Genomic DNA, 24,473 nt, shown 5'->3' with positions numbered 1-24,473 from the left:
GCGGAGTCCGTCCGGACCGTCTCTTCGAGGCGAAGGCCGCGCCCCGGACGATCCGGACCGGTCGGACGCCCAGCGGCGGACCGGGACCCTCACGGCAGGGGAGTCGACTCCCCGTAGAGGTCGTTCAGCTCCGCCGCGTACCTGTCGCGGATGACGCGCCGCCGGAGTTTCAGCGAGGGGGTGAGCTCTCCCGTGTCCGGGCCCCACTCCCCCACCAGCACCCGGTGGCGCTTGACCTGCTCGGCCCGGTTGAGCCGGGCGTTGGCCTCGGCGACGGCGCGCTCCAGCTCGGCACGCACCTCCGGATGGGCGACGAGTTCGGCCCAGTCCCCGCCGGTGTCGATGCCCCGGGCGGCAGCCCATACCGGGGTGACCTCGCGATCGGGCACCACCAGGGCCACCAGGTAGGGACGCCGGTCGCCGTGCGCGTAGACCTGTCCGACGAGCGGGTGCTCCTTGAGCGTGTTCTCCACCAGGGCGGGCGAGACGTTCTTGCCCCCGCTGGTGATGATGATCTCCTTCTTGCGGTCGGTGATCCACAGGTGGCCGTCCTCGTCCAACCGGCCGATGTCGCCGGTGGCGAACCACCCGTCGGCATCGGCGGCGGACCGTACGGTGCCGTCGGCGTCCACGTATCCGTCGAACACCGTCTCACCGCGCAGCAGCACCTCTCCGTCCTCGGTGACCCGGACCTCCACGGTGTCGAGCGGCCGGCCCACCGACCCCAGGCGGAACCCGGCGGTGGGGGTGTTGACGGTGGCCACGCCGAGGGACTCGGTGAGTCCCCAGGCGTCCATGATCGGAACGCCCAGACCCGCCCAGAAGCGCACCGCGTCCTGGGGCATGGGGGCGGAGGCGCTGGAGGCCCACACGACCCGGTCCAGGCCGACCTTCTCCAGGATCGGGGTCAGGACGGGTTCTCCGACCGCGGCGAACCGTTCGGCGAGGTCCTCGGGGATCGGTTCACCGTTTTCGAGGCGGGCGGTGTGCTCCGCGCCCACCTCCATCGCCGACTCGATCCCGGATCGGTACTCCTCGGGCAGCGCGGCGATGCCCGCCCGCAGGGCCGAGGTCAGCTTCTCCCACACCCGGGGCACACCGAAGAACTGGGCCGGGCGCACGTGCCGGAGCGTCTCGACCAGGCGGGCGGGGTCGTCGCACATCCACACGTGGGAGGCGCGCAGCAGCGGCAGGTACAGTCCCAGATCCCGTTCGGCGATGTGGGCCAGGGGCAGGTAGCAGATGTGGTCGACGTGCTCGGGCAGGTCGACCAGGGAGTTCAGGGCCGCCAGGTTGGCGAGCATCCGTCGATGGGTCACCGCGACGCCCTTGGGATCGCCCGTGGTGCCGGAGGTGTAGACGACGGTGAGCAGGTCGTCGGGTTTCAGGTCGTGGCGGCGTTCGAAGGCGTCCCCCGCCGGGGTGGCGGCCAGCGGGACGTAGTCGAGGTGGCCGCGCGCGGGATCGGCGCCCGAGACCACGACCAGGGATTCCAGTGCCGTTCCGGGGTCGGCGACCAGGGGCTCCCAGGCGGCGGCGACCTCGGCGCTCTCGACGATGGCGACCTTGGCCCGGCTGTGCCGGACGATGTAGGCGACCTGTTCGGGGGCGGCGGTGTCGTAGACGGTGGTGGGGATCGCGCCGATGTGGACGAGGGCCAGGTCGGAGAGCCAGTGCTCGGGTCGGTTGCCCATCATGAGGAGGGCACGGTCGCCCGGGGCGAGCCCGAGGAACGCGTACCCCTGGGCGAGGCGGGCGACGGCCGCGTTCACCTCGGCCCAGGTGAGGGTGGCCCAGTCCGCGCCGTCCCGCCACGACAGCGCCGGGAGGTCGGGGTGGGCGGTGGCGTTGTGTTCGAGGAGATGCGCGAGGGTGTGGTCCGGGGAGACGGCTGGGGGCACGGAGGGCTCCTGACGGTCGTCCTACGCTCACATGTGATCCAGAACACATGCGAGCGTAACACCGGGACGCCTCCCCGGATACGCCCCTGAAAGACGCTCAGCCCTTACGGGGCCGGGGATGCAGGTGGGAACTGACCGCCAGCCGGTTGTAGAGGTTGATCATCGAGATCGCGACCTTCAGCGCCGCCAACCGCTTGTCGTCGAAGTGCTCGGCCGCCGCGTCGTAGACCTCGTCCGAGACGCCGTGATCGCCCAGCCGGGTCATCTCGTCGGTGAGCGCCAGCGCCGCCCGCTCGGCGTCGGTGAAGACCTCGCCCGCCTCGTACCAGGCGGACACCAGGAACAGGCGCTGCTGGGACTCGCCCTCCTTCAGCGCCCTCCGCGTGTGCAGGTCCACACAGAAGGAGCAGCCGTTGAGGATGGACGAACGCAGTTTCACCAGTTCGAGCAGGGTGATGTCGAGGTGCTCGGCGACGAGCCCGTCGACCTCGTCGAGTTTGGAATAGATCTCGGGCACCTGCTTGGACCACAAGACGCGCTTTTCTGACACGGGACGACGCCTCCTCCATCGACGGCGGACCGATCCTTCGGCCCGCACCACGGTCAACGCTATCGGCCCGACCGGGCTTCCCTCCGACCGACCCCGTCGGTGGGCGTCCGGAACCGGACACCGGAAAAGCCTTTCTCGTGACTTTCCTCCATGATATGTGAATTCTTTTGTCAATCCATTTATTTCGTATGTCATGAGAAATGGTGCTACGTTCTCCGGGAGTCGTTGGGAACCACCCCGGGAGACCCCGCCGTGAGCACGGAACCACCCCCCGTCGGAACGAGCGGACCCGTGGCGCCGCTGGCAGAACGCGCCCGGGCCCTGGGGGGCAAGGCCCTCCCCCTCTACTTCTCGATGCTGGCCGGCATGGCCGGGACCATGGTCACCGCCGGGGTCATCGGCAACGTCGCCACCGCCGATCTGGCCGCCTATGCGCTGGTCATCACGGTGTTCGCTCCGATGCTGATGGTGGTGCAGGGGGCGTTGCGCGGCTCGATGCCGTTCATCGCCGAGAACGAGGACGATCCGGCGGCGCTGGCCCCGGTGGTGCGCGACTCCACCTGGCTGGCCCTGGTCCTGGGCGGCGCGGGCGGCGTGGTCCTGGCCCTGACCCCGTTGTGGGCGCGGGCGATCGGGGTGGCCGAACCCACCCTGGTCGCGCTGGGCACCGTGCCGCCGATGCTGGTCGGCCTGGGCATGATCGCCTCCGCGTTCAAGACGTCGGTGACCGTGCTCCTCATCGGGCTGGGACGGAACCGGTCGGTGATGGGCCTGAGCCTGGTCGACACCGCTCTGGCGATCACGGTGACCCCGGTCCTCGTGCTGGGGGCCGGCCCGGTGCCGGGGCTGGGGCTGACCGGGGCGGCGCTGGCGATGGCCGTGAACGGCTGTGTCATGGCCGCCCTGTCCCTGTACGTCTCGCGCCGACGGACCGTGCTGCGCGGGCGGCCGGTGGGACCGGGGGCGCCCGTGTGGGCGGGCGTCGTGAAGATCGCCCGGGTGGGTCTGCCCACCGGGTCCACGCTGCTCATCAAGTTCGGGACGTTGAGCCTGTTGGGGCTGGTGGTGGCCCGGATCGGCACGGAGCAGGCCGCCGCCCACCAACTGTTGGTGGTCATCGCGAACTTCGTGTTCATCCCGGCGGTCGCGGTGGGCCAGTCGAGCATCCCGTTCACGGCGCGGGCCGCCGGGAAGGGGTCGTCGGTGGAGGTGCGCCGCACCGTCACCGCCGGATACGCGGTGGCGGTACCGGTGGTGGCGGTGGCCCTGGCGCTCCTGTGGGCCCTGGCCGGACCGGTGGTCGGGATGTTCACGTCCGATCCGTCGGTGCGGGAGACGGTGATCGGGCTGTTGCCGGTGGTGGCGGCGGTCGTGATCGCCGACGCCGTCCAGGCACTGCCCGGGATGGGGCTGTTGGGACTCAAGCGGGCGCGGTACTCGATGTACACGTTCGCGGTCTGCTACGGGCTGTTGTGCGCGGGGGCGGTTCCGGCCGCCGCCGCGGGCGGGCTCGCCGGGGTGTGGATCGCCTACGCGGTGGCCACCGCCGGTCTCATCGTCGGCCAGGGGGTGGCCTTCCACCGCGAGTCGGCCCGCCTGTGATCGTCACCGCCGGCCCGACCTCCGGCCGGACAGGGTCTTCGATCCGCCGTCCACGGCGGATCGAAGACCAGCGCGCGGACCGATGCCCGTCATCGCCGAGGCGGGACGGGGCCGGGCGCCCGGGTCGGGTTCCGATGGGCCGGGAGGGTGCGCGTCTCCTCGGCGGTGGGGTGTCGGCGGTCCGGGCACGGCCGGGATCAGTCAGTCGGAGTCGCGGGCGTCGTGGGCGAGCAGCGCCAACTGGACCCGGCCGGTCAGGTCGAGTTTGGTGAGCGCGTTGGAGATGTGCGCCTTCACCGTGCCCAGGGACATGTGCAACGCTCGGGTGATCTCGATGTTGGACAGTCCGGCGGTGACCGCCTCGGCCACTTCGCGTTCGCGGTCGGTCAACAGGGCCAGGCGGTCCCGGGCGGTGCGGCGGCGTTCGGTGGTGCCGCGCCGTTCGCCGGGGTCGGTGGCGGCGACCCGGTCCATCAGGGCGCGGGCCACGGCGGGCGAGAGCACCGGTTCGCCGGCGGCGGCCCGGTGCACCGCCTCCACGATGCGTTCGGGTTCGGTGTGCTTGAGCAGGTAGCCGGCAGCGCCGGCGCGCAGTGCCCGCGCGACGGTGGCGTCGGCATCGAAGGTGGTGAGGACGATGACCTGGGGGGCGCCGGGTGCGCCGGCGCGCAATGCCGCGGTGGCGGCGATGCCGTCCAGGCCGGGCATGCGCACGTCCATGAGCACCACGTGGGGCCGGTGCGCGGCCACGGCCGCCTCGACCTCCTCCCCGTCGGCGGCCTCCCCGACCACGGTGAGGTCGGGGGCGGCGGAGAGCATGAGACGCAGACCGGTCCGCACCAGCGGGTCGTCGTCGACGAGGAGAACGCGCACGGATGTGTCCACGCCCCAACTATGGCATCCCGGACGGGTGTCCTCCGGTGGTGTCGGGGGCCGCGCCACGATCGGACCCGGACCGGAGGGCGACCGGGCCCCGCCCCCGGATGGTCGACCGAACCGCATGGCATAGGTCCGAGCCGGTTCGATGCCGGGAACGCCGGGCGCACCCCGAGTGAGCGGTCTTCAGAGGACTGCCGGGCCCCCGACTCCGGATGGTCGACCGGGTGACACCGCCTCGGACCAGGGCAGCTCGGCGGAGAGGTGGAAGGTCCCCTCCTCCGGGCCGTGCACGAAGGTGCCGCCGTCCAGGGCGACCCGCTCGGCCAGGCCGGTGAGCCCGGCGCCCGCACCGGGGATCTCGCCGGCCACCACCCCCAACGGCAGCGGGTTGCGCACCGACACGGTCAACCCCCGCCCCGGCGTCCCCTCGACGCGCACCTCCACCCTGGCACCGGGGGCGTGCTTGCGGGCGTTGGTGAGCCCTTCCTGCACCACGCGGTAGACGGTGCGGGCCACGGGGCCGACGGGGGCGGAGTCGGGGACGTTCAGGCGCGCGGTCACCCGCTGCCCGGAGTCGGTGGCCTCCCGGATCAGTCGGGCCACGTCGGTCAGGGTGGGCTGGGGCGCGGTGGTGTCCGCGTACCCCTCCCCCGGATCGGTATCGGTGGAGCGCAGAACCTCCAGGATACCGCCGAGTTCGTCCAACGCCCGGTGGGCGTTCTCCCGGATGACTCCGAGGGCGTCTCCGAGTTCTCGGCCGGTCGGCGGGGGCGCCTGCCCCTGCTCGGCCCTGCGGACCCGGTAGGCCAAAGCGCCGGCGTGCACCGACAGCAGGGACATCCGGTGGGCGAGGACGTCGTGCATCTCACGGGCGATACGACGGCGTTCGTCGGCCCGGGCCTCGGCCGATCTGCGGTCCCGGTCGGCGCGGGCGCGCAGCACGTCCTCGCGCAGCCGGTCGACCAACCGGCGCCGGGAACCGATGGCCAGTCCCCAGCCCACGCAGCCCAGCAACAGGAGCACGGCGACCACGATCGTCGAGTACCGCTGGGACTCGGGTGGGACGAGGAGGAACCAGGGCAGCCCCGCCGCCAGCGTGCCCGCGGAGACCACGGCCGCCTGCCACCAGGGGCGCAGGGCCGCGAGTCCCACCAGGGAGATGATCAACGCGACCAGTACGGAGCTGGAGACCGCCGAGGCCAGTCCGATGGCCGCGGTCACCCCCAGCGGGTGGCGGGTGCGCCAGAGGAGCGCCCAGGAGAAGGTCAGGCCCAGGGCCACGTCGACCACGGCCAGTGGTCCGGGAACGTAGGAGTACAGGCCGTTCCGGTAGGCGAGGGCGTAGAAGGCCGCGAAGGCCAGCGCCGCCACGAGCGGCAGGACGGTGCGCGTCGACACCCGCCACCACTTCCGGGGGCCCTCTCCCCCGAACCTCTCCTCGACGGGCCTCGACGCACGCGCGCTCACGGCGGGGCTCCGCACCGGCCCCTCACCCTCGGGCGTCCCCCGCGGAGGCGGCTCGGGGGCGACGGCCTCCGCCGACCCCGGAGCGGTGGGTCGGGTCATGGCCTCGGGAGGGGGTGTCCTCCGGTCCGGGGGCGGGGACGTGGAGCCGGAGGGGTGGACGTCGGTGTCGGTCATCCCGCCTCCCCCTGACGTTCCGCGGTGGTTCTCGGCCTGGTCCGGCCGCTTTCAGCCTAGGGCGGCCACCGGGGCGACGCCTCGGCCGAAAGGACGATCTTCCCCCGGGGCGGCGGCCCCGGGGCGTCCGGGGCGGACGGGCCCGGAGTTTCGGGGTCGGGTCCGAAGTCCGGGGGTGCCGGGGGGTGCCAGGGGTCCGAAGTCCGGGGGTGCCGGGGCACGGGATCCCGGGGTCGTCCGATCGGACGACCCTCCTCCGGGCGATCGCGACCGAACGGCCGATGCGCCGGGACGGTCGTGGGCGTGACGATCGGAACATGACGAGCGACGACGTGCCCGCCCTGGAGCTGGACGGGCTGACCAAGACCTTCAACGAGACGAGGGCGGCCGACGGCGTGAGCCTGTCCGTGCCGCGCGGATCCATGCTCGGCCTGGTGGGTCCCAACGGCGCCGGCAAGACCACCTCGTTGTCCATGACCGTCGGTCTGCTGCGCCCCGACTCGGGTACCGCCCGGGTCCTGGGCGTGGACGTGTGGTCGGACCCGGTGGCGGCCAAGCGCCTGCTCGGGGTGCTGCCCGACGGGTTGTCCCTGCCCGAGCGGCTGACCGGCGGCGAACTGCTGACCTACTGGGGCGGGCTGCGCGGCCTCGGCAGGGACCTGGTCCGGGAGCGGGCCCGGGAGCTGTTGCGGGTGCTGGAGTTGGACGAGGCCGACGACAAGGGCGTCCTGGTGGCGGAGTACTCCACCGGCATGCGCAAGAAGATCGGCCTGGCCACGGCCCTGCTGCACGCGCCCCGGGTGCTGGTGCTGGACGAACCCTACGAGGCGGTCGACCCGGTGTCCGCCCGGGTCCTCACCGCGATCCTGCGCCGGTTCACCGACGGCGGCGGCACCGTGATCATCTCCAGCCACGTGATGGCCCTGGTGGAACAGCTCACCGACCGGGTGGCCATCATCGCCCGGGGCCGGGTGCTGGCAGACGGTTCCCTGGAGGAGGTGCGCGGATCCGACGTCACCTTGGAGGACACCTTCGTGCGACTGGTCGGCGCGCGCGAGGTCGGGGACGGGGAGCTGGCATGGCTGTCGTCCTGATCCGGTTGAAGTTCGCGCTGATGCGCCACTCCTTCACCGGGATGCGCGTGCTGGGGTTGGCCCTCATCCTGCTGGGAACCGGCCTGACCTGGTACTTCGCCGTGTCCGCCGTGAACGACGAGGTCCGGTCCGAACTGCTGTGCCTGGCCTTCGCGGTGTGGGCCGCGTCCTGGGCGCTGGGCCCCACCATCGCCAACGGCACCGGTGTGCTGCGTTCGCAGTACTTCGCCCTGTTGCCGTTGGACCGCCGCAGGGTGGGCGCGCTGTTGCTGGCGACCGTGTTCGTCGACATCGGTCCGGCCCTGACCCTGGTCGCGGCGACCGCGCTGGTGTGGCACGGCGCCGTGTTCTCGGTGGCGGCAGCGCTGGTGGCGGTGCCGGCCGTACTGGCGTTGTGGATCTCGGTCATCGCCCTGTCCCGGTTGGTGTTCCGCGCGCTGGGCGCGGCCATGCTCTCGCGGCTGGGCATGGAGATCGCCTCGGTGCAGTGGGGGTTGATCATGGCGCTGCTCTTCTTCGGGTGGATGGCGGTGCAACCCGCGTTGGCGGCGACGCTCGCACTGCGCGCGAACGGTCTGGGCGAGGGGACTACGGGCGCGGTCCTGGCGGCCCTGCCCACGTCGTGGCCGGTGCACGCGGTGACGGCGGCTGCCGCGGGCGCGTGGGGACCGGCGCTGGGGTGGCTGGCCGCCTCGATACTGCTGGCGTCGGTGCTGGTGGTGGTCACGTCGGCGCTGTTGGCGCCGCGGGTGACGGCGCGCGGGATGCGTCGGCGTCGGCGCCCCCTGGGTGCGCGACCGCTCTCCCGTCCGGCCCGTTCCCTGCTGCCGGACACACCGTTGGGCGCGGTGATCGGCAAGGAACTGCGTCAGTGGTGGCGCGATCCGTGGCGGGGTCTGGAGGTCCGCGCCTCGTTGTGGGCGGGACTGTTCATCGGACTGCTGACGTGGTCGAGCGACCTGTACTCGTCCTTCGCGCCGTTCGCCGGGGTGACCTGCGCGTTCATCATGGCGTTGTCCACCGCGAACATGTACGGCCACGACGGGACGGCGCTGTGGTTGACGGTGGTGGGTCAGAGGCCCGACACGGCGCGGGCGGACGTGCGCGGGCGTCAGATCGCGATCCTGGCGCTGGGCGTGCCGGGCGCGCTGGCGCTGAGCGTGCTGTTCATCGGGCTCACCGGTGCGCACTGGGCCTGGCCGTACGTCCTGACCGGCCTGTTCGCGGTGTTCGGGGCGGGTGCGGGGCTGTCCCTGCTGTTGTCGGTGGTGGCCCTGTCCCCCGGTGTGGACCCGCGGTCGCGGGTGGATGCCAACGACAGCGGCGACAATCAGGTCCAGGTGTGGCTGTCCCTGGCCGCCCTGCCGTTGTCGTGCGTCCCGACGGTCCTGGCCGCGGTGTTCCTCGGTGTGGCCGGGGCGCCCTGGGCGGCGCTCCCGGTGGGCGTGGCCAACGGTCTCCTGGTGGCGTTGTGGCTGGGGTGGATCGCGCAGCGCAGGTTGGCGGGCCGGCTCCCGGAGACGTTCACCCGCATCCGTTACGGGAAGGAGATCGCGCTCCGGTCGTTACCGGAACGGGGCTCGCTGCTGGACCGGCTGGAGCGCACGGCCATCACGGGCAACGGGGAGACCAGGCCGACGGGTTCGTGACCCGAAGGGCGCGGGTCGGGGTCGGGACGCGGGCGGGTCCCGACCCCCTCAGTCCTCGGGAGCGCTCCGGACCCTCTCGTAGACGCCGGTGAGGCCGTCGAGGAAGGCGGACAGGGCCAGCTCGAAGCTGTCCTCGTCGATCTCGGCGGCGTGCTCGGCGAGCCGGTGGGCCTGCGACAGGTTGGGGTAGCGGTCGCGGTACACGCGCACGTCGTCGTCGAAGCCGCGGGCGAAGGAACTGGTGGCCGACCCCAGGATCAGGTACTTGGTGGAGGCGCCGATCATCGTGGCGTAGCGGGGCGGCCAGCCGGCGCCCACGAGCCCGCCGTGGATGGCGTCGGCCCGGCGCAGCGCCTCCTCGCGGCGGCCGGGACCGGCGGCGATCACCGGCAGCAGGTTGGGGTGGGCGGTGATCGCGTCGCGGTAGGAGCGCGCCCAGGCGGTGAGTCCCCCGCGCCAGTCGCCGCCCCCGAAACCGGAGACGTCGATGCCCTCGGTGACCTCGTCGGCCACCTCGATGAGCAGTTCCTCCTTGGTCCGGTAGTGGCTGTACAGGGAGGCGGCCCGCACGTCGAGTTCCTGGGCGAGTTTGCGCATGGACAACCCGTCCAGCCCGTCCCGGTCGATGAGCGAGAGCGCGGCGCGGCGGATGGCCGGTCGGCTCAGGATCGGCGTCTTGGGTCGGGCCACGGATGGGGTCCCCTCTCCGATGCGTCGGGCACCGGGCCCTCCGGCGTCCGGCCCGATCATCGCACGGTGTCGGGTCCGACGTGCCCGCCTCGGGACTTCGGGACCTCCCCTTGCGTCGGCGGCGGTGATCATCGTACCCTCACATAACCGAACACTGTTAGGTTACTTGGGAGCAGGCCGTGATCGATTTCTCGTTGAACGAAGAGCAGCGCGCCGTCCGCGACTGGGTGCGGACCTTCGTCGAGCGGGAGCTGATGCCGCTGGAGAACGAGGTCCTGCGGCGTGAGCGCGAAGGACATCCCCCGGGCCTGAACAGGGAGGAGCGCATCCGGCTGCGCGACCTCGCCCGCAAGTCCGACTTCTGGGGTGTGGAGACCCCCACGGAGTACGGCGGCATGGGCCTGGACCCGATCACCGCCGCGATCATCGAGATCGAGCTGGGCCGGACGTTCCTGACCTTCAAGTTCGGCGGCGAGGCCGACAACATCCTCTACCACTGCAACGAGGAGCAGAAGGAGCGCTACCTGCTGCCCACCATCAACGGTGAGAAGCGCTCCTGCTTCGCCATCACCGAGCCGGGCGCCGGTTCGGACGCCAAGGCCATCCGGGCCCGCGCCGTGCGCGAGGGCGACGAGTGGGTCATCAACGGTGAGAAGACCTTCATCACCGGCGGCCACGAGGCCGACTTCACCATGGTCTTCGCCATCACGGACCCGGAGAAGGGCGCCAACGGCGGCGTGACCTGCTTCCTCGTCGACCGCGACATGGGCTGGACCTCCGAGCCCATCGACACCATGGGCGAGCGCCGCCCGGCCGCCCTGATCTTCCAGGACGTGCGCGTGCCGCACGCGAACATCCTCGGCGAGGAGGGCAAGGGCTTCGCCCTGGCCATGCAGTGGATCGGCAAGGGCCGCTACCTGCTGCCCGCCCGCGCCATCGGCAGCTGCGAGCGGCTGCTGGAGATGGCCATCGAGTACGCCAAGACCCGGGAGACCTTCGGCGCGCCGATCGCCGACCGTCAGGCCATCCAGTGGATGATCGCCGACTCCCAGGTGGAGATCGAGGCGCTGCGCCTGCTCGTCCTGCACGCCGCGTGGCAGGTCGGCGCGGGCCTCGACTCGCGTCACGCGCAGTCCATCGCCAAGCTCTTCGGCGGCGTCAAGGCCAACGAGATCGTCGACCGCGTGCTCCAGATCCACGGCGGCATGGGGTACACGCGTGAGCTGCCCATCGAGCGGTTCTACCGTGACCTGCGTCTGCTGCGCATCTTCGAGGGCACCGACGAGATCCAGCGCCGCACGATCGCCCGCGATCTGCTCAAGGGCCACGTGAAGGTGGGCGCAACCTTGAGCTGATGGTGGGAGCAGGGGAAGGGGCCCGTGCCGGTCGGACGCGGCACGGGCCCCTTCTCCGTGGGATCCGTGGATCCCCTAGCGGACGGCGACCAGGTCGCAGACGAAGATCAGGGTCTCGTTCGGGCCGATCGCGCCGCCCGCGCCACGGGCGCCGTAGGCCAGGTGCGGCGGGATGACCAGCTTGCGCCGGCCGCCCACGCGCATGCCCAGGACACCCTGGTCCCAGCCCGGGATGACCTGACCCGCGCCGAGACGGAAGCCCAGCGGCGCGCCGCGGTTCCAGCTCGCGTCGAACTCCTCGCCGTTGGAGAAGGCCACGCCGACGTAGTGCACGTCGACGGTGTTGCCGTGCCCGGCCTGCTCACCCTCGCCGACGACGAGGTCGGTGATCTCCAGGTCCGCCGGCGGCGGGCCCTCGACGAAGTCGATCTCCGGACGCTCCAGAGCCATGGTGGTACCTCTCCTGTGACACGTGGGAACAGAGGGGCCCAGCGTATCGGCGTCGGAAAGCGACTCGGCGCGGACGCCCCGAACACGGGGGTGACCGGCCGCCCTCGGCCCTCGCTCAGTCCGCGGTCGGGGCGCCGACCGTGGCGGCGACGACGTGTCCCTGCCCCTCGACCTTGATCGGACCGCTGTCGGCCTGGACGAACACCGACTCGCCGCGCTGGAGCTCGATCCGGTGGCCGACCTCGGGGATCAGTTCCACCCGGCCGTTCAGGGCCAGCACCACCGCGGGCCCCTCCCCCGGCAGGTGGGCGGTGACCCGCCCCGGGCCGATCTCGTGGAGGGCGAACTCCGGCGCACCCGGACGGAACTCCCGGCGCCCGTTCTGGAAGGACGGCTGGGAGTAGGGCACCGGCAGGACCGCGAAGTCGACGACGTCGAGCAGTTCGGCCGGGTCCACGTGCTTGCGGGTCAGTCCGGCCCGCAGCACGTTGTCGGAGCCCGCCATCACCTCCACGGCCGTGCCCCGGAGGTAGGCGTGCAGGTTGCCGGCCGGCAGGAACAGTGCCTGACCGGGCCAGAGGGTCACCCTGTTGAGCAGCAGGGACGCCACCGCTCCCGGGTCGCCGGGGTAGCGGGCGGCCAGCTCGCCGACGATGTCGGCGTGGGCGCACAGGGGGCGGACCCGGTCCCAGTCGGCCACGAATTCCCCGATGAGCCGTTCGCGTTCCTCACCGGAGAGGGTGAGCAGGCGGGTGAGCGCCGATCTCAGCGCGACGCCGTCGTCGTGGTGCGACAGGTCCTCGCGCAGCAGTTCGGCCAGTTCACAGGACAGGTCCAGCAGGTCGCGGTGGGCGGCGGCGGGCTCGCGGAAACCGCACAGGGCCTCGCAGGGTTCCAGGGCCAGCAGCAGTTCCGGCTTGTGGTGGGGGTCACGGTAGTTGCGGTGGGACGCGTCGATCGGGATGCCCCGGCGTTCCTCGGCGGCGAACCCGGACCGGGCCCGTTCGGCGTCCGGGTGCACCTGGAGGGAGAGCGGCTCGTCGGCCGCCAGGACCTTCAGGAGGAAGGGGAGCCGGTCGCCGAAACGGTCGGCGACCTCCTCGCCGAGGACCCGGGCGGGGTCACCGGCGATGAGCTCGGGCAGGGGGAGGGGGCCTTCCTCGCAGTGAACGGTGCTGGGGGCGCCGTGGTGGGCGCCGAGCCACAGCTCGGCCTGGGGGGTGCCGTCCGGCTCCAGGCCCAGCAGCCGGGGAATGGCCGTGCGGGCGCCCCAGGCGTAGGGTCGGACCTGGTTGGTGAGCCTGTGCATCCGCTCCCCGCTTTCCCGTCTGCGTGTTCTCACCCCGTGGAGGCTCCGGCGAGGTGGGAACAGTCTTGCGAACCGACCGTTCCCCGTCGACCCGGCGCACTCCACGTCCCCAGGTGGTGCACACTTCACCTCACGAGGTGGGCAGGCACCCGACAGCCTCGGGGCCTGGTGGCGGCTACGAAGTTACCGGGAAGTAAATCATGACCCGGGACACATTGTCAGCACCGTGGGCCGTTCACCGGCCGACATCCGGACGGTGGTCGCCGACGGGTGCCGGCCCCTCCCCGGATCGGGGCTCACCGCTTTCGGCGGACCCGGTCGGACTCGGCCACCAGACGGTCGATCATCCCCTGCCGGAGTTCGGGGTCGGCGGGCGGGAGGCCGGCGAGGTCCGACAGGTACAGCCCGTCGCCCGTGCGCAGGATGATCTCGGCCAGGATCGGGTCCTCCAGTTCCTCGTGCAGCAGCCGCCGCCAGCGGTCGAACAGGTCCTGCACGTGCGCGAAGGCCTCTTCGGGCATGTCCTCCTGACCGCGCAGCGCGGCGATGATCGCCCAGTAGAGTTCGCGCTCCTCCGAACTCTGGGGCAGCGAGGTCCGCAGGAAGACGCGGACCACGCCCTCCTCGCCCTCCGCCGCCTCGCGGAACTCCTCCTCCGCCAGGACGGACAGGCGCTCGATGAGACCGGTCAACATGGCGGCCTTGGAGGGGAAGTGGTAGAGCAGGCCGCCCTTGGACACCGAGGCGTCCCGGGCGACCGCCCCCAGCGTCACGGACGAGTAGCCCTCCCGGATGAGGATCCCCTGGAGGGCGTCGAGAATGCGGTCACGGGTCTTGGAAGCGTTCACGATTGACACTGTACCGGCTGGACGGTACTGTACCGGCTGGACGGTTGAAGAGTCCCGCAGTGCGTCTGCCGGTCGACCACGCTTCCCGTCCCGACGTGAAAGTCCCGGCCCGGAGCCCGCCCTCCCGCCGGGCCCGTGCCCGCAGGGCACGAGAACAGCGAAACGAACGAGGAGAGATGACTTCCGCCACGGCCGGAAACGGCCACGACCACGCGCGCCCCGCCCCGACCCTCGCCGGTCCCCGCGAATGGGCCGCGCTCGCCGTGCTGGTGCTGCCGGTGATCCTGATCTCGGTCGACTCGACCGTGCTCGGCTTCGCCGTGCCCGAACTGAGCGAGCGGCTCCGGCCCACCGCCGGCCAACTGCTGTGGATCGTCGACGTCTACGGCTTCGTCCTGGCCGGTCTGTTGATCACCATGGGCTCGCTCGGCGACCGCATCGGGCGACGACGCCTGCTCATGATCGGTTCGGCCGCGTTCGGCGTCGCCTCTCTGCTGGCCGCGTTCTCACCGAACGCCGAGACGCTCATCCTGGCGCGGGCCCTGCTCGCCGTCGCGGGCGCGTCCCTGATGCCCTCGACCCTGTCCCTGCTGCGCAACATCTTCCTGGACCCGCGTCAGCGCCTGCTGGCCATCGCCCTGTGGGCGTCCGGGTTCTCCGGCGGCGCGGCGTTGGGTCCCATCCTGGGCGGCTGGCTCCTGGAGCACTTCTTCTGGGGGTCGGTGTTCCTCATCAACCTGCCCGTGATGGCCCTCATCCTGATCCTGGTACCGCTGCTGGTGCGCGAGTCCCGCAACCCCGAGCCGGGGCGGCTGGACCTGCTCAGCGTGGTGTTGTCGCTGACCGCGATGCTGCCCGCCGTGTACGGGGTCAAGAAGCTCGCCACCGAGGGCCTGTCACCGGTCCCCGTCGCCTCACTGGCGATCGGTCTCATCCTCGGTTACCTGTTCGTGCGCAGGCAGAAGAAGCTGGACGAACCGCTCATCGACGTGAGCCTGTTCCGTCACCGTGTCTTCAGCGTGGCGGTGGCCACCAACCTGATGATCGTCTTCTCGCTGGTGTCCTCGCTGTTCTTCCTGACGCAGTACCTCCAGCTGGTGCTGGGCATCTCACCGATGCGGGCCGGGTTCGTCCTGATCCCCGGGCTGGTGCTGTCGGTCCTGGCCGGCCTCGTGGCGGTGCGCCTGGCCCGCCACCTGAGCCTGGCCGCCGTGGTCGGCGGTTCCCTGCTGGTCACCGCCTCGGGGTTCGCGGTGCTGATCATCGCCCCGGTGAACGACGTCACCCTCGGCGTGACGGTGGTGGCGACCGGCTTCGCGCTCATCGCGACCGGCGCCGGGTTCGCCGAGACGCTCACCAACGGCGCCATCATGTCGGCGGCGCCGCCCGAGCGCGCCGGCGCGGCCTCGGCGATCTCCGAGACCGCCTACGAGCTGGGCGCGGCCCTGGGCGTCGCCCTGCTGGGCAGTGTGCTGACGGCGTCCTACCGTTCGCACCTGACCGGGGTCGAGGACGTACCCCCCGGTGCGGTGGACGCCGCCCGGGAGACGCTGGGCGGTGCCGCCAACAGCGCCGCCGACCTGGGCGGGGCGACCGGCACCGCACTGATGGACGCCGCGCGCGCGGCGTTCACCAGCGGTATGCACCTGACCAGTGTCATCGCCGTGGTCATCGTCACGGCGGCGGCCCTCCAGGCGTGGCTGCTGCTGCGCGGTCGGGGCAACCCGGCGGTGGAACCGCCGGAACCGCCCGTGCTCGCCACCCGCGAGGAACAGCGGATCGGCTAGCTCGCCTGCGGCCCCGGAGGGACGAGCCCTCCGGGGCCGCCGCGCGTGTCAGGGCAGGCGGACGAGCTCCGCCTCGCCACCGCGCCACCCGGGCGGGATCACGGCGTAGGCGTCGGCCAGGGCGGCGCCGCGCAGGTTGGCGGGCCGGTCGTGCCCCACGGGCAGGGCCCGCTCCCCCTCCAGCCGGACGGCGACCAGCCGGGTGTCCCGGGGGTGGGCGGTCACCTCGCCGACCACGGGGGCCGGCACCGGCTCCCGGCTCGGGTCGGGGCGCCCGGACATCGCGGACAGCAAGGGGACCAGCAGGGTGAGGGCGGCCACGAGCGCGGCCCCGGGGTTGCCCGGCAGCCCCACGAAGAGGGTGTCCCCGGACCGGGCCAGCACCTGCGGGTGTCCGGGACGGCAGGCCACCCCGTCCACGAGGACCTCCGCGCCCACCTCGGCCAACGCCGCGCGCAGATGATCGGCGGGGCCCTTGGAGGAGGAACCGCACACCACGACCACGTCGGCGCGGGCCCCGGTGATCGCCGTCACCAGCGCGTCCCGGTCATCGCCCATGTGGCGGATCCCCTCCACCCGGCCGCCCGCCCACGCCACCAGGCCGGGCAGCATCGGGCCGATGGCGTCGCGCACGTAGCCCTCTCCCGACAGCCCTGACGTGGTGACCTCCTCACCGGTGACGATCACCGCCACCCGGGGCAGCAGGACCGGCAGTGTCTCGTGACCCAGGGCCGCGGCCAGACCCAGGACGGCCGGGCCCACGATCGCGCCCCGGGTGAGCACCGTCTCGCCGGGGGTGATCTCCTCACCGGCCCAGCGCACGTGCCGCCCCGTCTCGGCCGGGCCGGTGACCCGGCCCCCCGAGCGTTCGGCCAGTTCGTAGGGCAGGACCGCCTCGGTGCCCTTGGGCACCCGAGCGCCGGTGGCGATCTCCACCGCCTCGCCCGGGGCCAGCCCGGCGCACGCGACGGGCGCGCCGGCCAACCCCACGCCCACCGGCGACCAGGGGCCGGGACCCGACACCGCGAAACCGTCCATGGCGGCGGCGTCGAACGCCGGAAGCCCGGTCAGGGCGCGCACGTCGGTGCCCAGAACGGCACCCGACGCCTCCTCCGACGGCAGTTCGCGCACGGCGACGGACGCCCGTTCACCCGCACGTCGTGCCAGGTCCCGGGCAGACGTCCAGCTCCGCTGCCCTCCGTGGCCCGACCCGCACCCGGCCATGCCGTCGCCTCCTGTGATCCGACACCCTCGCCCCATTGTCCACCCGGGTACGTGACGACGGAGTTACCTCTTCCTCCCAGTGTGTGCGGGGTCCCGTTCCGATTCGATTTGCCGTCTGCCGACTTTCCGCTAAAGTTCTTACCAGCGGCAGGGCGACGGCCAAGGGAACGAGGTCGGCGCCGAGCAGCAAGCGGACGTGGCTCAGCTGGTAGAGCATCACCTTGCCAAGGTGAGGGTCGCGGGTTCGAATCCCGTCGTCCGCTCGGAGGAGACGCGGGGGCGCTCAGGCGCCTACGTGGAACTCGGTGGAGTGGCCGAGAGGCGAGGCAGCGGCCTGCAAAGCCGTCTACACGGGTTCGAATCCCGTCTCCACCTCCCATCGCTTCACGCGGGCGGTTAGCTCAGTTGGTTAGAGCGCTACCTTGACACGGTAGAGGTCACAGGTTCGAATCCTGTATCGCCCACTTCACTCCGGAACGACCTTGCTCGGGGGACTTCGTCCGCCTCGCCAGGTCGTTCCGTCGTTTCCTCTGGGGCACCCCCAGCCCCCGGCGCGGCTCGCCTCGCGGGTTCGAGTGACGTCCCGTCAGGTTCACCGGTACGACCGGTTCAGGGCATGTTCCGGAGGGATCCGGCACATGCCCTTCGCTGTGTCCGACCGTCGCTCGACCATGGCACCGGTCGCCGCCCCGCGTCCACCGCGTCGAGGAGAAGCGAACGGACCGGGCGACCCCGGCTCAGGACTCCAAGGCCTGGACGGCATCGGCCCGAGAGCGCCCGCCCGCGTCGGAGGCCGCGCTCAGGGGGCACGACGGTCCCACGGAAAAGGACCGGGGCACGATGTCAGGGCCCACCGTCCGTCCGTGAAGCCGATCGCCCCGGATCGCGTCCGGACGGGTCAGCCCCGGCGCGGCGGCGGGGCCACGGCCGCGGGCATCGCGCGGGCGGGACGGATGTTGTGGTTGCGATGGAAGACGTTGTCCGGGTCGTACGCGGTCTTGACCGCGCTGAGCCGGGCGTAGTTGTCCTCGCCGAAGCCGCGGACCACACGGTCCTCACCCTCGTCCCCGGTGAAGTTGAGGTACACGTCTCCCGTGGCCCACGGACGCATGTCCGCGCGGACGTCCTTCACCCACTGGACGGCGCGGGCGTCGTCTGCGGGGTCCTCCCACATCGCGAGCGGGTGCACGGCCCACTGGGCGGATCGCCAGGGCAACGGGTAGTCGGTCGGGGCCCGCCCGACGGCGCCGCCGAGCCGCCACATGGCGTGGGCCGTCGGGGAGGGGACCACCATGCCGTCGGCCCGTGCGCAGAACACGTCGATCGCCGTGTCGGGCAGCGATTCCAGGTGCTCCACCGACCAGTGGTTGCGGTACCCGGGCGGGTCGTCGAGTGCCTTCTGCATCTCGGCGTAGGGCATGTCGGTGATCATCTCCGCCGCCGGCCCCAGTCGGAGCAGCGGCGCGGCCAGGTCGCGCAGCATCGCCTCCCCGCCCACACAGGTGATCACCACCCCGCACACCATCCGGCCGACCAGTTCCTCGGGGATGAACGGCTCCGGCTGTGCGACGAGGTAGATCAGGCCGCCGCCGATCTCGTCGGGTGCCTGCGCCATGAGGTTCCGCCAGGTGCGCACGACCTCGGGTCCCGCCTCGGGCAGGAAGAGCAGCAGGCCCAGCGAGAACTCCGGCAGTGGGTACAGCCGCAGGTCCAGGCGGGTGGCGACGCCGAAGTTCCCGCCGCCGCCGTGCAAGGCCCAGAACAGTTCGGGGTTCTCGTCGGCGGAGGCGTGCACGAGGTCGCCCTCGGCGGTGACCAGGTCGGCGCCCAGCAGGTTGTCGCAGGCCAGGCCGAACTTGCGCTCGATCCACCCCGATCCGCCGCCGAGCACGAAACCGCCGACCCCGGTGGACGACACCCGGCCCCCGGTCGTGACCAGGCCGTGCCGCGCGGTCGCCTCGTCCATCTGGCCCATCACCGCGCCGCCGCCGACGCCGACCCGCATCCCCTCGGGGTCGACCACCACGGTGTGCATCCGGCGCAGGTCGATGACCAGGCCCCCATGGGTGAGGGACATCCCGGCGACGCTGTGCCCGCCCCCGCGTACGGCGATCTCCAGACCCTCCTCACGGGCGCACTCGATGCAGCGGCGCACGTCGTCGGTGCCCTGGCACTGGGCGATCACGCCGGGTCGGAGGTCGATCATCGCGTTGAAGAGGGTGCGTGCCTCCTCGTACCCGTCGTCGGTGGCGGAGTACACCCGGCCCTCGAAGCCGGACCTCAGGCGCGCCAGGGCGGTGTCGGATACGGGTTGTACCTTGAGCTGGGCCATCGCTGTCTCCCTCGGTGACAAGGGGCCCTTCCGGACCGGGAGGGGTGACGGTGCCGTCGGAGCGGGAGGCACCGTTTCGGCTCCTTCTCGCAGCGTAGGACGGAAGAGCGGTGCCGATCAGCACGCTTTGGCGGTTCGTTGCCGGAAACTGTTCCGAACCTGTGCGCCCGGACCGGTCGTCCTTGCTCCGCACCGGTCGGCGGCGTCCGCGTCCCAACACCGCCTTTGCCCGCCCAGGGGTCCGCCGTGGAGAACGCGTGCGGTGGGCTCCGATGCGCGCGGCGAGTGGGCGCGCCGGGACGGGCTCGGCCCGAACCACCGGCTCCCACGGTCCTCGACCCCCGTGCGGGGGTGCCGCGTTGTGCGGCGGTCGGGTCAGCAGGTCGTGCAGGCAGGGTCGTCCGCGCAGGCCGCGGCGCCGGGGCCGAACTCCTCTCCGCGGCGTTCCAGCAGGACGGTGTCGCGCCAGCGGTCGTGGTGGCGGGCGACGCGCTCGCGCACCCCGACGGTGCGGAAACCGGCCTGGTGGTGCAGGGCGAGGGAGGCCCGGTTCTCGGGGAAGACCGAGGTCTGGAGGGTCCAGAGGCCGCCTCGGTCCGCCTCGGTGACCTGTCGGTACAGCAGGGCCTTGCCCACACCCCGGCCACGTGCGTCCTCGGCGACGTACACCGAGGTCTCGGCGACCCCGGCGTAGACCTCGCGGGTGGAGACCGGCGAGGCCGCGGCCCAGCCCACCACCGCCCCGTCGAGTTCGGCGACCCACCGGTGATCGGGGAGCCAACGGCCCTTGAGCGCCTCGACCTCGGGCGCCTCGGTCTCGAAGGTGGCGTCGCCGGTGGCGATGCCCTCGGCGTAGATCTCCCGGACCCGTTCGAGGTCCGCGTCGACCATGGGGCGGGTGGTGACGTCGGCGGGCAGGTCGGTGGGGCAGCACGGGCGGGCGGCGAGCAGGCCCATGACCGCGTCGGCGGCGTGCGGCAGCCCGGTGCAGCAGGCGGGGTTCACGGAGACCCGGGTGGAGGTGCCCACCTTCGTGAGGGTCACGAACCCGACGTCGGCGAGTTTGCGCAGGTGGTGGGAGACGGTGGGTTGGCTGACACCCACGGCGTCCGCCAGATCCCCCACGCCGATCGAGCCGGGACGCGCGGCGACGGCGTGCAGCAGGCGCACCCGCATGGGTTCGGCCAGGGAGGCGAACCACGAGGCGTAGGTCTCGGCCTCGGAGGCGAGGAGCGCGGGTTCTGCGTGTTCGGGTCGTGTCGCGGTCATGCTCCACATTATCGACCACGATCTATGGTTGCGTCCATAGACGAGTATCGATAAAGTCCCCTTCCATAGACATCCGTCGATGAAAGGACGTGTCATGAGCGAGGGACTTCCCGTCGTGGTGATCGGAGCGGGCCCGGTGGGGCTGGCCGCGGCGGCCGAGCTGGTCGGCCGTGACCTGCCGGTCGTGGTGCTGGAACGGGGCGACCGGGCCGGGTCGGCGGTGGCCGCGTGGGGGCATGTGCGGTTGTTCTCGATGTGGCGCGACCTCGTCGCCCCCGCGGCCGAGAAGCTGCTCGCCGCCACCGGCTGGCGGCGCCCGGACGACGGCGGCTATCCCACCGGCGCCGAGTGGGTCGACTCCTACCTGGCCCCGCTGGCCACCGTGCTGGGCGACCGGGTGCGCCTCGGAGCCGAGGTGACCGGTGTGAGCCGCCTGGGCCGGGACCGGGTGGTGGACGCCGGACGCGAGGAGCGGCCCTTCACCGTGCGTGTGCGCACCCGCGACGGTGAGGAGCGTCTGCTCGCCCGCGCGGTCGTGGACGCCTCCGGCACCTGGGACTCTCCCAACCCCCTGGGCGGCGACGGCCTTCCCGCCCTCGGGGAGGCGGACGCCGCGGAGCGGGTCTCCCACAGGATCCCCGACACAGCCGACCCCGCGACGCGGGCACGGTACGCGGGGCGGACCACGGCCGTCGTCGGCAAGGGGCACTCGGCGCTGACGGCGCTGGTGGCCCTGGCCGCGCTCGCCGAGCGGGAGCCCGGCACCCGCGCGGTGTGGGTGCTGCGGCGCGGTGCCGTGGGCGACGCCTTCGGCGGAGGGGCCGCCGACCAGCTGGTCGAACGCGGCGCCCTGGGGCTGCGGGCCAAGGCGGCGGTGGAGGCCGGGCACATCGAGGTGGTGACCGGGTTCCGCACCGCCGAGGTGCGCCCGGTCGAGGATCGGCTGGTCCTGGTGGACGACGACGGCCGGGAGACGGGGCCGGTCGACGAGGTGGTGGCCCTGACCGGGTTCCGCCCCGACCTGGGGCCCCTGTCCGAGATCCGTCTCGGCCTGGACGCCACCCTCCAGGCCCCGGTGGGGCTGGCCCCGCTCATCGACCCCAACGCGCACTCCTGCGGCACCGTCTACCCGCACGGCGTCGCCGAGCTGTCCCACCCGGAGAAGGGGTTCTTCCTGGCGGGGATGAAGTCCTACGGGCGCGCCCCCACGTTCCTGGCCCTGACCGGGTTCGAGCAGGTCCGGAGCATCGCCGCCCATCTGGCCGGCGACCACGAGTCCGCCGCGCGAGTGGAGCTGACCCTGCCCGAGACCGGGGTGTGCGGTGGCGCGGGCCTGTTCGAGGAGCCCGCCGCCACCAAGGCCGAGGCGGGTGGCTGCTGCGGCCCCGCGGAGCCCGCCGCCGAGGAGGGTGCCCGCCGGGGTGACCTGCTCCTCCCCGCGTCGCTCTCGATCTCCGCCGGCCGCGGCGCCGTCGCCCCGACGGTCTCCGCCTCCGAGGACGGCTGCTGCGGCGGCGTGTCCGAGGCCGGTGAGCCGGAACGGGTCTCGTGACGGCCGTGCACGGCCGGGTCCCCGGCGCGCCCGCCCCCGTGGTCGGCGCGCGTCGGGGCCTGGCGGCCCTGTGCGTCACCGTCACCACCGGTTACGGGGTGCTGTTCTACGCGTTCCCCGTTCTGGTTCCGAGCATCGTCGCCGATACCGGATGGTCGCCGGTCTCGGTGACCGCCTGGTTCTCGGCCTCCCAGCTCGTGGCGGGAGCGGTGGGGATCCTCGTGGGACGCTGGGTGCAGGCCCGGGGGCCGCGGCCGGCGATGACGGCGGCGGCCCTGGTCTCCGTTCCCGCGGTGGCGGCCATCGCGCTGGCCCCGGACCTGTGGACCTTCGCCGCCGCCTGGCTGGTGGCGGGGGCGGCGATGGCCGGGCTGTTCTACCCTCCGGCCTTCGCCGCGCTGACCCACTGGTACGGGCGGGGCAAGGTGCGGGCGTTGACCGCGCTGACCCTGGCCGCGGGACTGGCCAGTACCGTCTTCGCCCCGGTGACCGCCCTGTTGGAGGGGATCTGGGGGTGGCGGGGCGCCTATCTGGTCCTGGCCGCCGTTCTGCTCGTCGTGGTGGTGCCCTTGCACGCCTTCGCCCTGCCCCGGGAGTGGACGGCCGGAGACGACGGGCGCGGAGATGGGCGCGAGGGCGTGCGCGCGGTGGTGCGCGGCCGGGTGTTCTGGACCCTGACGGCGGCCCTGGGCCTGGGTTCCTTCGCCGTCTACGCGGTCGTGGTCACCCTGGTCCCCCTCCTGGAAGGGCGGGGGTTCGGTACGACGGAGGCGGCCTGGGCCCTGGGGGTGGGCGGAGTGGGTCAGGTGCTCGGCCGCCTGGTCTACGCGCCCCTGGAACGGTGGACCGGTCCGGTGTCACGGGCCGTGGCCGTGCTGGGCGCCTGCTCGGTGACCACCGTCCTGCTGGCCCTGGTGCCCGGTCCACTGATCCCCGTTCTGGCCATCGCGGTACTCGCCGGTATGGCGCGCGGCATCCTGACCCTCCTCCAGGCCACGGCCGTCGCCGACCGGTGGGGGACGGAACACTACGCGGTCCTCAACGGCATCATGCACACCCCGCTCATGCTGGCCATCGCGGTGGCGCCCTGGGCGGGTGCCGCCCTCGCCGGTCCCTTGGGCGGGTATCCGGCGGTGTTCGTGCTCCTGGGGGGTCTGGCGGCTGCGGGGGCGCTGATCGCCTCGGCCACCAGGGTCCGGGGGCGGACACCCCCCTTCCCCCTCCCGGCCTCCCCTCCGGAGCCCTCACGGTAGGGCGATTCCGACATCGAAGGAACACACCCATGGAAGACTCCCCCCTCATCGTCATCGGAGCCGGCCAGGCGGGCCTGGCCGCCGCGTGGGCCGCGCATCGCGCGGGCGTGCGGGCCCTGGTCCTGGAGGCCTCCGACGGGCCGGGCGGATCCTGGCCGCACTACTACGACGGCCTGACCCTCTTCTCCCCCGCCCGTTTCTCCTCCCTGCCCGGCCTGCCGATGCCGGGCGACCCCGACCGGTATCCGCGTCGCGACGAGGTGGTGGACTACCTGCGCGACTACGCCGCCCGCTCGGAGATGGACCTGCGCTGCGGGCGGCGGGTGGAGAGGGCCGAACGCGACGGGAGCGGATTGGTCCTGACCCTCTCCGACGGGTCGCGTGCGCGCTCCTCGGCGGTGGTCAACGCGACCGGCGGCTTCGGCCGCCCCCACCGTCCGGATCTGCCCGGACTGACGGACTTCACCGGAACCGTGCTGCACGCCGCGGAGTACCGCTCCCCCGGGCCCTTCGCCGGCCGGCGGGTCGTGGTGGTCGGCGGTGGCAACTCCGGGGTCCAGATCGCCGCGGAGCTGGCCGGGACGGCCAGGGTCAGCCTGGCCACCCGGGCGCCGGTGGCCTGGACGGAGCAGCGTCCCCTGGGGAGGGACGTCCACTGGTGGTTCGTCCGCAGCGGCCTGGACGTCGCGCCCCTGAGCCGGCTCTGGCGGAGGATCCCGGTCCTGGTCAACGACGACGGCCGTTACCGGGCCGCGTTCGCCACCGGGAACCCCGACCGGAGGGAGATGTTCACCCGGGCGGAGGGCGACAAGGTGACCTGGCCCGACGGCACCGTGGAGAAGGTGGACACCCTTCTGCTCGCCACCGGCTACCGGCCCGCGCTGGACCACCTCGCCCCGACCGGGGCCCTGGACGCCGAGGGACGCCCGCTGCACCGCGGCGGGGTGTCCACCACGGTCTCCGGGCTGGGATACGTGGGGCTGGAGTTCCAGCGGAGCTTCTCCTCGGCCACCCTGCGCGGAGTCGGCCGAGACGCGCGCCACGTCGTACGCCGGCTTCTGCGCGATGCGCGCCGGTGACGCGCGGTC

At 72.6% G+C, this 24,473-nt stretch carries 19 protein-coding genes and 3 tRNA genes; 11 read left to right on the top strand and 11 right to left on the bottom strand.

Annotated elements, in window-relative coordinates; all coding sequences use genetic code 11:
* Positions 1-89: 89 nt before the first annotated feature.
* Together RM479_RS09440 and RM479_RS09435 are read right to left on the bottom strand one after the other, a co-directional pair.
* Complete coding sequence (locus RM479_RS09440) at positions 90-1,901, bottom strand: AMP-dependent synthetase/ligase (RefSeq protein ID WP_311511354.1); 1,812 nt, start codon at positions 1,899-1,901, stop codon at positions 90-92.
* Positions 1,902-1,998: 97 nt separating this feature from the next.
* On the bottom strand, positions 1,999-2,451 hold the full coding sequence (locus RM479_RS09435) for a carboxymuconolactone decarboxylase family protein (protein ID WP_274810226.1): 453 nt from the start codon (positions 2,449-2,451) through the stop codon (positions 1,999-2,001).
* A gap of 291 nt (positions 2,452-2,742) precedes the next feature.
* On the opposite strand from RM479_RS09435, the gene RM479_RS09430 reads away from it, so the two are divergent.
* Positions 2,743-4,053 carry an MATE family efflux transporter gene (locus tag RM479_RS09430; protein ID WP_311511353.1) on the top strand — a complete coding sequence of 437 codons (1,311 nt, stop codon included), beginning with the start codon at positions 2,743-2,745 and terminating at the stop codon, positions 4,051-4,053.
* Positions 4,054-4,254: 201 nt separating this feature from the next.
* Here RM479_RS09430 and RM479_RS09425 read toward each other — a convergent pair whose 3' ends face one another.
* Together RM479_RS09425 and RM479_RS09420 are read right to left on the bottom strand one after the other, a co-directional pair.
* A complete protein-coding gene (locus tag RM479_RS09425) occupies positions 4,255-4,938 on the bottom strand; it encodes a response regulator transcription factor (RefSeq protein WP_311511352.1) in 684 nt (227 codons plus the stop codon).
* A gap of 177 nt (positions 4,939-5,115) precedes the next feature.
* On the bottom strand, positions 5,116-6,573 hold the full coding sequence (locus tag RM479_RS09420) for an ATP-binding protein (RefSeq protein WP_311511351.1): 1,458 nt from the start codon (positions 6,571-6,573) through the stop codon (positions 5,116-5,118).
* Positions 6,574-6,890: 317 nt separating this feature from the next.
* Here RM479_RS09420 and RM479_RS09415 point away from each other — a divergent pair, with 317 nt between their 5' ends.
* Positions 6,891-7,667 carry an ABC transporter ATP-binding protein gene (locus RM479_RS09415; protein WP_311511350.1) on the top strand — a complete coding sequence of 259 codons (777 nt, stop codon included), beginning with the start codon at positions 6,891-6,893 and terminating at the stop codon, positions 7,665-7,667.
* Positions 7,652-9,316 carry a hypothetical protein gene (locus RM479_RS09410; protein ID WP_311511349.1) on the top strand — a complete coding sequence of 555 codons (1,665 nt, stop codon included), beginning with the start codon at positions 7,652-7,654 and terminating at the stop codon, positions 9,314-9,316. The genes RM479_RS09415 and RM479_RS09410 overlap by 16 nt, the downstream gene beginning before the upstream one ends.
* A 48-nt stretch (positions 9,317-9,364) precedes the next feature.
* Here the strand turns inward: RM479_RS09410 and RM479_RS09405 are convergent, their stop codons facing one another.
* On the bottom strand, positions 9,365-10,006 hold the full coding sequence (locus RM479_RS09405; protein ID WP_311511348.1) for a TetR/AcrR family transcriptional regulator: 642 nt from the start codon (positions 10,004-10,006) through the stop codon (positions 9,365-9,367).
* A 179-nt stretch (positions 10,007-10,185) separates the two neighbouring features.
* Between RM479_RS09405 and RM479_RS09400 the strand changes: the two genes are divergently transcribed.
* Complete coding sequence (locus tag RM479_RS09400) at positions 10,186-11,361, top strand: acyl-CoA dehydrogenase family protein (RefSeq protein WP_311511347.1); 1,176 nt, start codon at positions 10,186-10,188, stop codon at positions 11,359-11,361.
* 75 nt (positions 11,362-11,436) lie between these two features.
* Here the strand turns inward: RM479_RS09400 and RM479_RS09395 are convergent, their stop codons facing one another.
* The 3 genes from RM479_RS09395 to RM479_RS09385 form a co-directional block, all read right to left on the bottom strand.
* A complete protein-coding gene (locus RM479_RS09395) occupies positions 11,437-11,811 on the bottom strand; it encodes an FKBP-type peptidyl-prolyl cis-trans isomerase (protein ID WP_311511346.1) in 375 nt (124 codons plus the stop codon).
* A gap of 115 nt (positions 11,812-11,926) precedes the next feature.
* Positions 11,927-13,120 (bottom strand): mannose-6-phosphate isomerase, class I, encoded by a 1,194-nt coding sequence (gene manA, locus RM479_RS09390; RefSeq protein WP_311511345.1) that lies wholly within the window; start codon positions 13,118-13,120, stop codon positions 11,927-11,929.
* Between the two features lie 296 nt (positions 13,121-13,416).
* Positions 13,417-13,968, bottom strand: coding sequence for a TetR/AcrR family transcriptional regulator (locus RM479_RS09385; protein WP_274810236.1), 552 nt, complete (start codon positions 13,966-13,968; stop codon positions 13,417-13,419).
* 176 nt (positions 13,969-14,144) lie between these two features.
* On the opposite strand from RM479_RS09385, the gene RM479_RS09380 reads away from it, so the two are divergent.
* A complete protein-coding gene (locus RM479_RS09380) occupies positions 14,145-15,755 on the top strand; it encodes an MFS transporter (protein WP_311511344.1) in 1,611 nt (536 codons plus the stop codon).
* Between the two features lie 48 nt (positions 15,756-15,803).
* On the opposite strand, the gene RM479_RS09375 is transcribed toward RM479_RS09380, so the two are convergent.
* A complete protein-coding gene (locus RM479_RS09375; protein WP_397221740.1) occupies positions 15,804-17,015 on the bottom strand; it encodes a molybdopterin molybdotransferase MoeA in 1,212 nt (403 codons plus the stop codon).
* Between the two features lie 154 nt (positions 17,016-17,169).
* Between RM479_RS09375 and RM479_RS09370 the strand changes: the two genes are divergently transcribed.
* From RM479_RS09370 to RM479_RS09360, 3 genes are all read left to right on the top strand, one after another.
* Positions 17,170-17,242, top strand: a tRNA-Gly gene (locus tag RM479_RS09370).
* 41 nt (positions 17,243-17,283) lie between these two features.
* Positions 17,284-17,354: transfer RNA gene (locus RM479_RS09365), tRNA-Cys, on the top strand.
* A 15-nt stretch (positions 17,355-17,369) separates the two neighbouring features.
* Positions 17,370-17,443 (top strand) — tRNA-Val (locus RM479_RS09360).
* A 434-nt stretch (positions 17,444-17,877) separates the two neighbouring features.
* On the opposite strand, the gene RM479_RS09355 is transcribed toward RM479_RS09360, so the two are convergent.
* A complete protein-coding gene (locus tag RM479_RS09355) occupies positions 17,878-19,311 on the bottom strand; it encodes an FAD-binding oxidoreductase (RefSeq protein ID WP_311511342.1) in 1,434 nt (477 codons plus the stop codon).
* Positions 19,312-19,686: 375 nt separating this feature from the next.
* Complete coding sequence (locus RM479_RS09350; RefSeq protein WP_311511341.1) at positions 19,687-20,580, bottom strand: helix-turn-helix domain-containing GNAT family N-acetyltransferase; 894 nt, start codon at positions 20,578-20,580, stop codon at positions 19,687-19,689.
* Between the two features lie 94 nt (positions 20,581-20,674).
* On the opposite strand from RM479_RS09350, the gene RM479_RS09345 reads away from it, so the two are divergent.
* Genes RM479_RS09345 through RM479_RS09335 form a run of 3 tightly spaced genes read left to right on the top strand, consistent with a single transcriptional unit; the run spans position 20,675 to position 24,464 of the window.
* On the top strand, positions 20,675-22,132 hold the full coding sequence (locus RM479_RS09345; RefSeq protein WP_311511340.1) for an FAD-dependent oxidoreductase: 1,458 nt from the start codon (positions 20,675-20,677) through the stop codon (positions 22,130-22,132).
* Positions 22,129-23,385 (top strand): MFS transporter, encoded by a 1,257-nt coding sequence (locus tag RM479_RS09340; protein WP_311511339.1) that lies wholly within the window; start codon positions 22,129-22,131, stop codon positions 23,383-23,385. The genes RM479_RS09345 and RM479_RS09340 overlap by 4 nt, the downstream gene beginning before the upstream one ends.
* 29 nt (positions 23,386-23,414) lie before the next feature.
* Complete coding sequence (locus RM479_RS09335) at positions 23,415-24,464, top strand: flavin-containing monooxygenase (RefSeq protein WP_311511338.1); 1,050 nt, start codon at positions 23,415-23,417, stop codon at positions 24,462-24,464.
* Positions 24,465-24,473 lie beyond the last annotated feature (9 nt).

It is taken from the genome of Nocardiopsis lambiniae, from assembly GCF_031845465.1.
Lineage (GTDB): Bacteria > Actinomycetota > Actinomycetes > Streptosporangiales > Streptosporangiaceae > Nocardiopsis > Nocardiopsis lambiniae.
The sequence above is the reverse complement of the archived record's forward strand: the minus strand, read 5'-3'. Positions and strand labels throughout refer to the sequence as shown.